Annotated in this window: 14 protein-coding genes; 13 read left to right on the top strand and 1 reads right to left on the bottom strand. The window is 69.5% G+C overall.

All coding sequences use genetic code 11. The annotated features are described in order from the left end of the window. Positions 1-236: 236 nt before the first annotated feature. The 13 genes from AB0E94_RS51750 (at position 237) to AB0E94_RS51690 (ending at position 11,758) form a co-directional block, all read left to right on the top strand. Complete coding sequence (locus AB0E94_RS51750; protein WP_093619563.1) at positions 237-524, top strand: flagellar FlbD family protein; 288 nt, start codon at positions 237-239, stop codon at positions 522-524. Next, positions 524-1,315 (top strand): flagellar motor protein, encoded by a 792-nt coding sequence (locus AB0E94_RS51745; RefSeq protein ID WP_317789926.1) that lies wholly within the window; start codon positions 524-526, stop codon positions 1,313-1,315. Before AB0E94_RS51750 ends, AB0E94_RS51745 begins: the two co-directional genes overlap by 1 nt. A gap of 5 nt (positions 1,316-1,320) precedes the next feature. Then, entirely contained in the window at positions 1,321-2,349 is a 1,029-nt protein-coding gene (locus AB0E94_RS51740) for a flagellar motor protein MotB (protein ID WP_360344009.1), read from the top strand. Between the two features lie 17 nt (positions 2,350-2,366). Next, complete coding sequence (locus AB0E94_RS51735) at positions 2,367-2,825, top strand: flagellar basal body-associated FliL family protein (protein ID WP_360344006.1); 459 nt, start codon at positions 2,367-2,369, stop codon at positions 2,823-2,825. A gap of 139 nt (positions 2,826-2,964) precedes the next feature. After that, positions 2,965-3,885 carry a flagellar motor switch protein FliM gene (locus AB0E94_RS51730; RefSeq protein WP_360344003.1) on the top strand — a complete coding sequence of 307 codons (921 nt, stop codon included), beginning with the start codon at positions 2,965-2,967 and terminating at the stop codon, positions 3,883-3,885. Continuing rightward, entirely contained in the window at positions 3,882-4,634 is a 753-nt protein-coding gene (gene fliN / locus AB0E94_RS51725) for a flagellar motor switch protein FliN (RefSeq protein WP_360344000.1), read from the top strand. Before AB0E94_RS51730 ends, fliN begins: the two co-directional genes overlap by 4 nt. A 5-nt stretch (positions 4,635-4,639) precedes the next feature. After that, a complete protein-coding gene (locus AB0E94_RS51720) occupies positions 4,640-5,062 on the top strand; it encodes a flagellar biosynthetic protein FliO (RefSeq protein WP_360343997.1) in 423 nt (140 codons plus the stop codon). A gap of 4 nt (positions 5,063-5,066) precedes the next feature. After that, positions 5,067-5,825 (top strand): flagellar type III secretion system pore protein FliP, encoded by a 759-nt coding sequence (gene fliP / locus AB0E94_RS51715; protein ID WP_360343994.1) that lies wholly within the window; start codon positions 5,067-5,069, stop codon positions 5,823-5,825. 4 nt (positions 5,826-5,829) lie between these two features. Continuing rightward, positions 5,830-6,594, top strand: a complete 765-nt coding sequence (locus AB0E94_RS51710; RefSeq protein ID WP_360343991.1) for a flagellar biosynthetic protein FliR — start codon at positions 5,830-5,832, stop codon at positions 6,592-6,594. Between the two features lie 48 nt (positions 6,595-6,642). Then, positions 6,643-7,734 carry an EscU/YscU/HrcU family type III secretion system export apparatus switch protein gene (locus AB0E94_RS51705; protein ID WP_360343988.1) on the top strand — a complete coding sequence of 364 codons (1,092 nt, stop codon included), beginning with the start codon at positions 6,643-6,645 and terminating at the stop codon, positions 7,732-7,734. A 233-nt stretch (positions 7,735-7,967) separates the two neighbouring features. Further along, on the top strand, positions 7,968-9,953 hold the full coding sequence (locus AB0E94_RS51700; RefSeq protein WP_360343985.1) for a flagellar biosynthesis protein FlhA: 1,986 nt from the start codon (positions 7,968-7,970) through the stop codon (positions 9,951-9,953). Then, positions 9,943-11,496: a hypothetical protein gene (locus AB0E94_RS51695; protein ID WP_360343982.1), complete on the top strand. Its 1,554-nt coding sequence runs from the start codon at positions 9,943-9,945 to the stop codon at positions 11,494-11,496. Before AB0E94_RS51700 ends, AB0E94_RS51695 begins: the two co-directional genes overlap by 11 nt. 13 nt (positions 11,497-11,509) lie before the next feature. Next, entirely contained in the window at positions 11,510-11,758 is a 249-nt protein-coding gene (locus AB0E94_RS51690) for a hypothetical protein (protein WP_360343979.1), read from the top strand. Positions 11,759-11,796: 38 nt separating this feature from the next. On the opposite strand, the gene AB0E94_RS51685 is transcribed toward AB0E94_RS51690, so the two are convergent. Then, positions 11,797-12,602, bottom strand: an 806-nt coding sequence (locus tag AB0E94_RS51685; RefSeq protein WP_360343976.1) for a flagellar hook-length control protein FliK, incomplete at its 5' end; no start/stop codon positions are given.

Genomic DNA, 12,602 nt, shown 5'->3' with positions numbered 1-12,602 from the left:
ACCCATGTTTATCCACCTTTATCTGTTCTTCTTCATTTTTTTGTTTTGCTGAACGGGGGGGCCGGGTAGGGCTAACGTGGCGCAGGACCCGGCCGTTCTGCACGTCCGGACGGACGAGCACCTTCGCACCCGGATAGCGACCGCCTCGATCTCATCGGCAACCGGGATCGGGCCGAAGTAACAGGCGAAGGGCCACGGACGGCCTACACCAGCCAAGGACGACCCAAGGACGGAACTTGATCCTCGTAACTCGTATCAACGGTGCCGTGTTCGCGCTGAACCCGGACCTGGTCGAGCGCGTCGACTGCACGCCCGACACGGTCGTCACCCTGGTGGACGGCACCAAATACGTCATCGCCGAGTCCGTGCCCGAATTCATCGACTCGGTGCGTCACTACCGCGCTTCGCTGATCGCCCAGGCGAGCCGCATGGAGCCCGAGCCCTCGGCTCTCACCACTTCCTCGTCCTCCTCGGATGACGACCTCGACGCCAAGGTGCTCCCGCTGCACCGGAAGGAACGCTGATGGATCTCGCTAGCATCATCGGTGTGGTCGCCGGCCTGGCGATCGTCTTCACCGTCCAGATCCTGGAGGGCGGCTCACCCGCCTCCATCATCCTGCTTCCCTCGATGCTCCTGGTGTTCGGTGGCGCCTTCTGTGCCGCCATGGCCGGCGGCATCATGAAGGACGCCGGCGGCTTCATCACCCAGCTCAAGAAGGCCTTCACCAACAAGGTCACCCCGCCGACCCAGCTGCTCGACAACGTCGTGAAGCTGGCCGAGCGGGCCCGCCGCGAGGGTCTGCTGGCGCTCGAGGACGCGGTCAAGACGGTCGAGCACCCCTTCCTGAAGCGCGGTCTGCAGCTGGCGATCGACGGCACCGACCCGGACGAGCTGCACGACATCCTGCACGCCGAGGTGTCCGCCAAGAAGAAGGCCGACAAGGCCGGCAAGAAGTTCTTCGAGAACATGGGCGGCTACGCCCCGACGATCGGCATCATCGGCACGGTCATGGGTCTGGTCCACGTGCTGGAGAACCTGGACAAGCCCGAGACGCTCGGCCACTCGATCGCTGCGGCGTTCGTCGCGACCCTCTGGGGCGTGCTCAGCGCGAACATCATCTTCCTGCCGATGGCGGCCCGGCTCGACCGGCTCGGCGCCATCGAGGCCGAGGAGATGGAGCTGGTCATCGACGGTGTCCTGGCCATCCAGGCCGGCTCGAACCCGCGTCTGGTCGCCCAGAAGCTGCGCAGTCTGCTCCCGCCCGACGAGATGAAGAAGGCCGAAGCTGCGGCCTCGAGCAAGAAGGCGGCCTGACCTAGATGAGTTCCGGCGGGGGAAAGCGTAAGCAGAAGCACGAGGAGCACGAGGAGCACGTCAATCACGAGCGCTGGCTCGTGTCGTACGCAGACATGCTGACCCTGCTGTTTGTTCTCTTCGTTGTGCTCTTCTCGATGAGTGACGTGAACCAGAAGAAGTTCGCGCAGTTGGCGCAGGGCCTGTCCCAGGGGTTCGGCTCCAAGAGCGCGGCGTTCAGCGGCAACTACGCCCCGCTGGACGGCGCCTCGAACAACGCCCAGGTGGTGCAGATCGACCCGGGCTCCAACCCCGGTGACGGCAGCTCGGGCACCGAGGGCCTGAACCAGAAGCAGAAGGAAGCGGTCGAGCGGGCCATCAAGGCCGAGGACCGCAAGCAGGCGTCGGCCAACGCGGAGAAAGCCGCCAAGGAGGCCGAGGACCTGAAGGCCATCGAACGGAAGATCGCCGACGCGCTGGCGGCGCAGAAGATGCTCGGCAGCGCGAAGTTCACGATCGACCAGCGCGGCCTGATCGTCACCATCGTGACCAACGAGGTGGTCTTCGCCGGCAACCGGGCGGAACTCCAGACCGGTGGCGAGAAGATCCTGAACGCGATCGCCCCGACGCTGGCCGGCCTGCCGAACAACATCGAGGTCGACGGCCACACCAACCAGCTGAAGGCCCGCACCACGTTCTACCCCAGCGGCTGGGAGCTGTCCGCGGCGCGCGCCTCGACCACGGTCCGGTTCTTCACCGACCACGGTCTGCCGAAGAAGCGGCTCAGCGCGGTGGGCTTCTCCGACACCAAGCCGCTGATCGACCCGAAGGACCCGCGCTCGATCCAGATGAACCGCCGGGTGGACGTAGTCGTCCTCACCCAGCTCACCGCGGACCAGGCGGCGCTGCTGCCGTCGGCGGCCGGCGAGGACGGCAAGCTGCACACCGGCCAGACCACCGCCGAGTACAACGCCGAGCAGAAGGCCGCGACCGAGACCACGACGCCGAGCACCACCACTGAGCACACCACCACCAAGACCACCACGCACGACTGAACTGAGGGGAGTTCGTAATGGCTGACGAGAAGGAAACGGCCGAAGCGCCGAAGAAGTCCAACAAGATGCTGATGGTGGTCATCGCCCTCGTGCTGGTCATCCTGGGCGGCGGTGGGGCCGGGGCGTTCTTCATGCTCCGCGGCGACACGGCCTCGGCCGCCGAGGAGAAGCCGGTCAAGGGCGTCGTCACCGCAGGCGAGAGCACCATCACGGTGAACCTGGCCGACGGGCACTACCTGAAGCTCGGCTTCGCGCTCCAGCAGACCGAGGACGCCGGCACCGAGGCGGTCGACCTGAACGAGGCCTACCAGCTGGCGATCGACGCCTACACCGGCCGCAAGCTGGAGGAGCTCTCCACCGCCGAGGGCCGCGAGAAGATCAAGGAAGAGCTGCTCGCGAAGCTGATCGAGACCTACACCGAGGACAAGAAGAAGATGGTCATGGACATCTACTACACGTCCTTCGTGACCCAGTAAGACCGCCGGCCGGGCGGGTCTCCTCCGGGAGACCCGCCCATCGGCGCGAGAACTGGATGAAAACGCCGCCACGGCTCAGCGGTTCGGTAAGTGAGCCGATGAGGACGACGTGACCACCGCTCAGCGATCCCCCGGCAGGATGTCACGTCGCGGCCAAGGCGGAGGCCCGACCGCGTACGACTTCCGGCGCCCCATCAAGCTCTCCCGCGAGCACGTCCGTACCCTGCAGATGGTCTTCGAGTCCTATGCGCGAAGCTGCGGCACCCTGCTGACCACCCGGCTCCGGGCGGTCAGCAACGTCAGTCTCATCTCCATCGAGCAGCTGAACTACGACGAGTACGTCGCCGCGCTCGCCAATCCGACGATCATCGGTGTGGTCACGCTGGACCCGTTGCCCGGCACGGTCCTGCTGGAGATCGCCCAGTCGGCGGTGATGACCGCGATCGATCACATGCTCGGCGGCCCCGGCGGCAGCCAGCCGGAGCGGCCGCTGACCGAGGTCGAGATGCCGCTGCTGCGGGGCCTGATGGAACGGATGCTCGGCGAGCTGCGGTACGGCTTCGAGAGCATGGTGGACATCTCGCCGAAGCTCAAGGAGATCGAGTACAACGCGCAGTTCCTGCGTGCCCACGCCCCGGGTGACGCGGTGGTGGTCGCCTCCTTCGAGACGAAGATCGGCGCTGAGGAGTGCATCTCCACCCTCTGCCTGCCGTTCAACACGATCCTGCCGGTGCTGTCGCGTACCGAGGCGATCGTGTTGAGTGCCGCCGAACGCCAGGCGAAGGACACCGCCCTGCGGAACCTGACCGCCGGACTTTCCGCCGCTCCGATCGACGTAGCAGTGCGATTTCAGCCCATCCGGATGCGTACCGATGACATCGTGGATCTGCGCCCCGGCGACGTGGTCCCGCTCGGACACGCGACCAGCCGGCCGCTCGAGGTGACCGTGCACGACATCGTCTTCGCTCATGCAGTTCCCGGTAACCAGGGCGCCCGGCTGGCGTGTCTCGTCGTGCCGTCGCCCAACGAGAGCTCGTCCAAGGAGTCTGGCCGCCCATGACAGCGCCCACCATGACCGCGCCTCAGCTGGCGCTAGCCCGGAACGCCGCCGAGGCCGCGCTGGCCGTCCTGCCCACCAGCCGAGCCCTGGTGGTCGGCGATCCGGTCATACCGGACGCCGGGACGGTGATCGAAGGCCAGGCGATCACGGCGCGGTTCACCGGCGCGGCCTCCGGTGAGGTCCTCGTCGTGGTCGGTCAGGACCTGGCGGACGCGCTCCGGGAGAGCCCGCTCGGCGAGCTGGACCTCACCGCCGCGGTGCGCCCGGCCCTGGAGGCGGCCGCTCGGGTCTTCGGCCCGGTGGTCCTCGACCCCGGCCAGCTGATGGAGCCGGAGGTCGCGCTGAGCGCCCTGGCCGCGAAGGACGGTTCGGTCGCGGTTCCGCTTCAGGACGAGACCGAGGTACGGGCGGTGCTGGCCCTCGCGCTGAGCCAGTGGCCCGGCGACGACCAGGGCGCGGTGAACGTCTCGCAGCGGGCCGCGCCGAGCCGGATGGCGAGCGGGCGTGGCGGCCTCGACATGCTGCACGACGTCGAGATGGAGGTCTCGGCCGAGCTGGGCCGGACCCGGATGAGCGTGCGGGAGCTGCTGTCGCTCACCCCTGGTGCGATCGTCGAACTGGACCGGGCCGCCGGCAGCCCGGCCGACCTGCTGGTGAACGGACGCCTGATCGCCCGCGGCGAGGTCGTCGTGGTGGACGAGAACTTCGGTATCCGGATCACCGAGATCGTCTCGCCGGGCGCGGAGTAACCGCCTTGATCTCGCTCACCCTGCGCGTCATCCTCTCCCTGCTCGTCGTCCTGATGCTGATGTGGCTGCTCGCCAAGGCCGTCCGCCGGCCGTACGCGGGCCGTCGTGACGGGACGCTCGCGGTGCTCAACCGTCAGCAGCTGAGCCGTGGCTCGGCGGTGGCGGTGGTCCGGGTGGCGGATCGCGCACTGGTGCTCGGGATCACCGAACAGCAGGTCAGCCTCCTCGGCGAGACGGACATCGAGGCCTTCGAGTCCGAGCCCGAGGAGCACCGGGACCACATGGAGGTGGAGGCCGGCGGTCTGTCGGCCACGTTGCCGGGCCGGCACCCGGGAAGTCTCGGCGGCCGGCTCGACGGCTCACTGCTCTCCCCGAAGACGTGGACCTCGACCCTCGAGTTCCTGCGCGACCGGACGACGAGGCGATGACGACATGGCGAGGCGCGCGTTCTCCCTGCTGATCCTGGCGGCGACCCTGGTCCTGCTGCCGGAGGCCGCCTCGGCCGCGCCCGCGCCGACACCACCCAGCATCGACATCCAGATCAACGGCACCAACCCGGACGGCAGCCGCCCGGCCGCGTCGCTCGTGATCGTCCTCGGGCTGACCCTGCTCTCGGTGGCCCCCGCGCTGCTGCTGCTCTGCACGTGTTTCACCAAGGTCTTCATGGTCCTCGGGATCACCCGCAACGCGCTCGGGCTGACCACCATGCCGCCCAACCAGGTGCTCGCCGGTCTGGCCCTGTTCCTGAGCCTGTTCATCATGGGCCCGACCGTGTCGGCGATCAACGAGCAGGGCGTGCAGCCCTACCTGAACGGCGACAAGACCCAGTCGCAGGCGTTCAAGGACGGCGTCGAGCCACTGCGCGAGTTCATGTACGAGGTGACCCGCGAGGACGAGCTGGCGCTGCTGATCAAGGTGTCCGGCGAGGAGCGCCCGCCGAACATCCAGGCGGTTCCGCTGACCACGCTGGTGCCGGCGTTCGTGCTCTCCGAGCTGCGGGCCGCGTTCATCATCGGGTTCGTCATCTTCATTCCGTTCCTGATCATCGACCTCGTGGTGTCGGCGTCCCTGATGTCGCTGGGCATGATGATGCTGCCCCCGGTGACCATCGCGCTGCCGTTCAAACTGTTGCTGTTCGTGCTGGTCAACGGGTGGAGCCTGATCATCACGGCGCTGGTGGGCTCGTACTGAGACGATGAACTTCGACGTTGCCATCGCACAGTTCCTGGCGGTCATGCTGGGAGCGGTACGAACCGGCGCGTGGATGATGGTGTGCCCGCCACTGAACTCCCGGCTCATCCCGGGGCAGGTCAAGGCGCTGCTGTCGGTGGGCCTGACGCTGCCGATGGCGCCTTACCTGACCACTACGGTCCCGTCGCTGGAGACCAAGGACCTGATCTTCAGCGCCGCCCTCCAGGTCTTCGTCGGCGCGGCGCTCGGCTTCTTCACCGCGATGCTGTTCGCCGCCATCCAGGCCGCCGGTGACCTGCTCGACCTGTTCAGCGGTTTCACCCTGGCCGCGTCGTACGACCCGTTCTCGCAGAGCAGCGCCTCGATCTTCGGCCGGTTCTACAACCTGGTGGCGCTGACCCTGCTCTTCGCCGGGGACGGGCACCAGATGATCCTGCGTGGATTCCTGCAGAGCTTCCGTACCCTGCCGCTGGACGCCACCTTCTCCACCGAGGTCTTCAGCCGGCTGCTGCTGCGCGGGGCCGGCGAGATGTTCCTGGCCGCGGTCCAGATCGCCGGGCCGCTGATCGCCGTGCTGTTCCTCGCCGACGTGGCGCTGGGCCTGCTGAACCGGGTGGCGCCGGCGCTCAACGCGTTCCAGCTCGGTTTTCCGATCAAGATCTTCCTGGTGGTGACCCTCTCCGGGATCGCCATCGCGATGCTGCCGGGCGCCCTCGACACCCTGGTCGAGAAGGCGGTCACCGCGGTGGTCCGGCTCAGCGGCGGCTGAACCACGCCGAAGAGCGTTGGTAGAGCCACGAGCGCGGGGAGGTGAGACGTGTCCGGCGAGAAGACCGAGGAACCCACACAACAAAAGCTGAAGAAGGCCAAGCAAGAGGGCCAGATCGGCAAGACCCAGGACCTCGGTGCTTGGGTCGGCATGCTCGCCGCGAGCATCATGCTGCCGCGCACGCTGCGTCAGGCGATGGAGCACGCCCAGGAGCTGATGGAGAAGATCCCGGACACCATCGCGAATCCGGACGTCGGCAAGGGCCTGGCGATCTTCCGGGACGCGCTGATGAGCGCCGCCTGGGCGGTGCTGCCGCTGGCGCTGACCATGATGGCGGTCGGCATCGTGGCGGCCGCCGCGCAGGGCGGCATCCGGGTCGCCACCAAGCTGTTCATTCCCAAGTTCAACCGGCTCAACCCGTTCAGCGGCCTCAAGCGCATGCTCGGCCCGCAGGCGCTGTGGGAGGGCTTCAAGGCCCTGGTCAAGACGATCGTGCTGGGGGTTGTCCTCTGGCTCACGATGCAGGACATCGTGCCGGTGCTGATGGACGCCGGTCGGCTGCCGCTGGTCACCCTGCTCGGAGTGGTCAGCGACGCGTCGATCCAGCTGATCCGGGCCGCGGCGGCGGCCGGCATCGTGATGGCGGCGGCCGACTACTTCGTGGTCCGGCGCCGCACCAAGAAGCAGCTGCGGATGAGCAAGGAGGAGGTCAAGCAGGAGCACAAGAACACCGAGGGCGACCCGCTGGTCAAGGCCCAGATCCGGGCCAAGCAGCACGCCATGGCACGGAACCGGCAGATGGCCGACGTGCCGACCGCGGACGTCGTGGTGGTCAACCCGGTGCACGTCGCGGTGGCCCTGCGATACGAGCCGCAGAAGGGCGCACCCCGGGTGGTGGCGAAGGGCAAGGGCCCGCTGGCCGCGAAGATCCGCGAGATCGCCACCGAGAACCGGATCCCGATGGTGCAGGACATCCCGCTGGCCCGGGCGCTGAACCAGGACTGTGAGATCGGCCAGGAGATCCCGGCGGAGTTCTACGGCGCGGTGGCCAAGGTGCTGGCGTTCGTGATGAGCCTGAAGGCACGTGGTGCGGCGGCCGGTTTGCATCGCAACCCGAACCCGACCCCAGCTATGGCATAACCACCGATTCCGGAGATTTCCTCACAACGCGGTGCAAGAGCAGGGAAGATCGAGACGTGGCGGTGCCACAGCGGCCTCAGTGACGGCGACGGAACGCCGAACAGAACAACGCCAGGACGGCGACGGCTGGGCTCGGATGGCCATCGGACTGCCCACGCTCGGAAGGTGCTGTGAAGAACCGAAACCTAGGCAGGTTTGCCGTACCCATAGGGGTCGTCGGCATCATCATCATGATGGTCGTCCCCCTGCCGACCTTCCTGCTGGACATGCTGATCGCCGTGAACATCACGGCCGCCCTGCTCGTGCTGCTGATCGCCATGTTCGTGCAGAAGCCGCTCGACTTCGCCGTCTTCCCCGCGTTGCTGCTGGTCATGACCCTATTCCGACTCGCCCTCAACATCAGCGCGACACGCCTGGTGCTGCGTGACGGCGACGCCGGCAAGGTGATCCATGCGTTCGGCAGCTTCGTCGTCGGCGGCAACCTGGTCATCGGTCTGGTGATCTTCACGATCCTGGTGATCGTCCAGATGATCGTGGTCACCAAGGGCGCCGAGCGGGTCGCCGAGGTCGGCGCCCGGTTCACCCTCGACGCCATGCCCGGCAAGCAGATGGCCATCGACGCCGACCTCAACGCCGGTCTGATCGACGAGGCCGAGGCCAAGAAGCGCCGGGCGGAGGTGTCGTCGGAGGCCGACTTCTACGGCGCCATGGACGGTGGTTCCAAGTTCGTCAAGGGCGACGCCATCGCGGCCATCATCATCACGGTGATCAACCTGGTCGGCGGCTTCGCGGTCGGCATCCTCCAGGCCGGCATGGCCCCGGTCGACGCGATGAACCACTACAGCATGCTGAGCATCGGCGACGGCCTGGTCTCGCAGATCCCGGCGTTGCTGCTGTCGGTCGCCACCGGTCTCATCGTCACCCGCTCGGCCACCTCCGGCGACATGGGCCAGACCGTCACCACCCAGCTCAGCCAGAACAAGCTGGCCCTGCGGATCGGCGGCGGCGCCGCGATGGCCCTCTGCGTCATCCCCGGCCTGCCGCCACTGCCGTTCCTGCTGGTCGGCGGAACCGTTCTGCTCATCGCCCAGCGGATCAAGGATCCGGTCCCGGAGCCGGTCGAGGGCGGCGCCGCGGCCGAGGCGGTCGACCTGCCCTCGCCCGACTCGCCGGAACAGCTGCTCGGCGAGATGCGGATCGACCCGCTCGAACTGGCCCTCGCCCCCGACCTGGTCGACCTCGTCGACGCCAGCAGCGGCGACCTGCTCGACCGGGTCCGCGCCCTGCGTCGCAAGATGGCCATGGAACTCGGCGTGATCATGCCGCCGGTGCGCACCCGGGACGACCTGGACCTGCCGCTCTCCTCGTACGCGATCCGGATCTCCGGTGTCGACGCCGGCGCCGGCCAGGCGCCGCCGGGCACCGTCCTGGCCATCGGCGAGGGTCTCCAGGCCCTCCCCGGGCGGGCCGGGGTCGAACCGGTCTTCGGGCTCGCCGGCAAGTGGGTCCCGGCCGAGCTGCACTACCAGGCGGAGATCTCCGGCGCGACGGTGGTGGACCGGGCCTCGGTGATCATCACGCACCTGGCCGAAATCGTCCGCACCAACGCCAGCCGCCTGCTCGGCCGCGAGGACGTCCGCGCCCTCTCCGAGATGGTCAAGCGCACCCACCCGGTGGTGGTCGAGGAGCTGACCCCGGCGCTGCTCAGCCTCGGCCAGGTGCAGAAGGTGCTTCAGGCGCTGCTCGACGAGGGCGTGCCGATCCGCGACCTGGTCCGGATCTTCGAGGCGCTGTCGCTGCGGGCCAAGACCTCCCAGGATCACGACGGCCTGGTCGAGGCGGCGCGCGGCGCCCTCGGACCGGCCATCGCCGCCCAGTACGCGACCGCGGGCCGGCTCACCGTGATCACTCTCGACCCGATGCTCGAGCAGGGTCTGCTCGAGTCGTTGCGGCCCAGCGACACAGGCGCCTTCATGGCGATCGACGGCATGCGCGCCGAGGCGATCGTCAGTGAGGCCAGCCGGCTCGCCGAGGCCGCCGAGCAGCAGGGACTCAACCCGGTCCTGGCCTGCTCACCACAGCTGCGGCTGCCACTGATGCGACTGCTGCGAGCCGGCTCGCGCCGGGTTCAGGTGCTGTCGTACAGCGAAATCTCTGGTTCCACCGCACAGATCGAGACGATAGGGGTGGTGAACGGTGCCTACGCGGGTGCTGCTTGAGGGACCGGCCATCGAGCCGTTACTGGCTCAGGTACGTGACGAGTACGGCTCGAGCGTCCGGATCATCTCCGCCGACAAGGTACGAAGTGGTGGCATCGGGGGCTTCTTCGCGAAGCAGCACTACGAGCTCTCCGTCGAGGTACCGGATCCAACCGAGGACAGTGATGACATGGCGCAACAGACCGTCGCCGGCAACGGCACACACAACTTCGAGCGCCTGCTCGAACAGGCCGAGGCGCATGACCGGGTGACCACCGACCGTGCGCCCGCGGCCCCCGAGCGGCGAACCCGTCAGGAGGGCCGGCAGGCCGGGCTCGGTGACACCGGGGCCGCGTTCGCCGAGCTGATGGCCGGTCTCGACGTCGCCGGGCACCTCGGTGAGGGCCGTGCGCCGTCCCGGCCCCGGGCGGCCGAGCCGCTCAAGCCGGCCGAGGCGCGCGAGGAGTCGCCGACGGTGCGCCCGTTCCGCCCGGCCACCGCCACCGGCTCACCCGTCAACGCCGGCCGGCCGCTGCCCGCCGCCCTGCCCACCACGCCGAGTTTCCCCGAGCGGCCCGCCGCCAAGGAACGCCAGACCCCGGAGCCCCGCGAGACCATGACCCCGATCCGCGCGGCCACGGCCGCCCCCCGCTCGGTCTCCCCGGCGCCGTTCCGGACCGTCGAGCCCACCCCGGCGCCGCCGCGTGCCGCCTTCGCCCAGCCGCCCGCGCCGATCCGGTCCGCGGCCGACGTGTACGGGCTCGACGAGTCGGTGCCGATCTCGCCCGCCCCGGCCGCACAGGCGCCGGCCCCGCCGGCGGTGGCCACCCCGGCCGCGGCGCCGGCCGCGCTGCGCTCCGGCGAGCTCGACCCGGTGCAGCGCAACCTGATCACGGTCGGCATGCCCGAGTCGATGGCCCGCAAGATCACCGGCGGGGACACGTACGCCGGTGTGCTCAGCGTCCTCGCCGCCCGCCCGGCCGCACCCGGCATCCCGGACGGCCCCGGCGAGATCCTGGTGCTGGCCGGTGAGGTGCACACCGCGGTGCCGATCGCCAAGCAGATCCTCGAGCAGTTGCACGTCGACCAGACCCACCTGCTGCTCGCCGCCCCGTCGACGGCCGGCACCGGGCTGCACTCGTCCCGGCTCATCTCCAGCCGCAGCGCGGCCGAGTCACGGGCGGACAAACTGCAGAGCTCCGAGCACCCGTGGGTGGTGGTGATCGAGGCGCCGGTCGGCGGGACCGACCCGTTCTGGGTCAACGACATGAGCGACGCGCTCGGCGCCACCGCGCTGTGGGCCGTCGTCGACGCCACCCGCAAGACCGCCGACTCGGCCCGCCACCTGCGCAGTCTCGGCGAGGTCGAGGCGCTCGTGGTGCACAGCGTGGAACTGACCGCCGACCCCGCGTCGGTCCTCGGCCTGGACGTCCCGATCTTCTCGCTGGACGGCAAGCCGGCCACCCCGCATGCCTGGGCGGCCATGCTGTGCGCCCGGATCGCGGCCGAGGTCATGCCGTCGGCGGTGGTTCCGCGCCGGCTGACCCGGTCCGGCCGCCGCTGAACCCGCCGAGCCGATGATCAAGCCGTCGGTTCTGCTGTTCGCGCTGCTGATGAGCGCGCCGGCGTGGTACCGCCTGCTCCTCGACGAGGTGGACCTGATCCAGGTGCTGATCCGGTTCCTGGTCGCCGTGCCGATCGCCGCGGTGCTGCTGGCCGGGCTCCGGTTCGTCCTCGCCGGTTACCGGAAGGCCGAGGAGGAGCCGCCCGGGACGGTGATGACGCCCGAGCCGTACGACAGCCCCGAACCAGGAAAGACCAGCTGACCGGCGCCGGCCCCGTGGGGGAGCCGGCGCCGGTTCGCTTAGGCCTGCACGTCCAGCCGACCGGTCCCCGGGCCCACCCGGCGGGTGGCCACCGGCGCCGGCTCGGCGCCGACGTCCGGTCCACCGCGCTGCCCGTCGGCCCGCCGGCCTGGCGTCTCGGCGAACTGCTGCCGCGCCTGCTGCTGAGCGTTGCCCTGCCGCAGGTCGAGTGTGCAGTTGCCGAACCCGGAGTTCTCCAGCTCACGCCGCAGATCGTCGAGCGACGACCGGAGCGCCTCGGTGCCCGCCTCGGTCCCGCCGGACAGCTGCACGGTGATGTCGCCGTTGCGGATCTCCGCCACCACCTGTACCGGTCCCAGGTCGGCCGGATGCAGGTTGACGGTCAGCCGGTGCACACCGTCGGCGTCCAGCCGGAGCGGGACGAGCCGGGTGGCCACCTGTGCCGCCGCGGGCGCCGGAGTGGCCGGGGCCTGTGGTGCGGCGGCCTGGGCGTCGGTGGTCGGCGCGGCCGGGGCGGTCGCCTGCGGGCCGGTCACCCCGGCGAGCCCGGCAGTGTGCGGCGCGGCCGGTGCAGCCGTCTCGGCCGGTGCTCCGACCTGCGGGAACGCGCCGGCGGAGGACTCGGCGGGGGTGGACTTCCCGGTTCCGGTGAACGCTCCGGCCGTACCGTCTCCGCCGCTCTGACCCGATCGGTCGCCCTGCCCGGCGCTGTCCTGGCCGCCGGTGTTCGGCGCGGCCTCGCCGACCGGCACCTGGCCGGCGGCGGTTCCGGTGGTGTTCTCGGCCGGCGCCGCCGCGGCGGCCGATTCCGGCGCGCGCAGGCCCTCCGGGCGTGGCGCGGCCG

It is taken from the genome of Actinoplanes sp. NPDC026670 (assembly GCF_040638175.1).
Lineage (GTDB): Bacteria > Actinomycetota > Actinomycetes > Mycobacteriales > Micromonosporaceae > Actinoplanes.
Note: the sequence above shows the minus strand (reverse complement) of the source record. Positions and strands in the feature narration are given on the sequence as shown.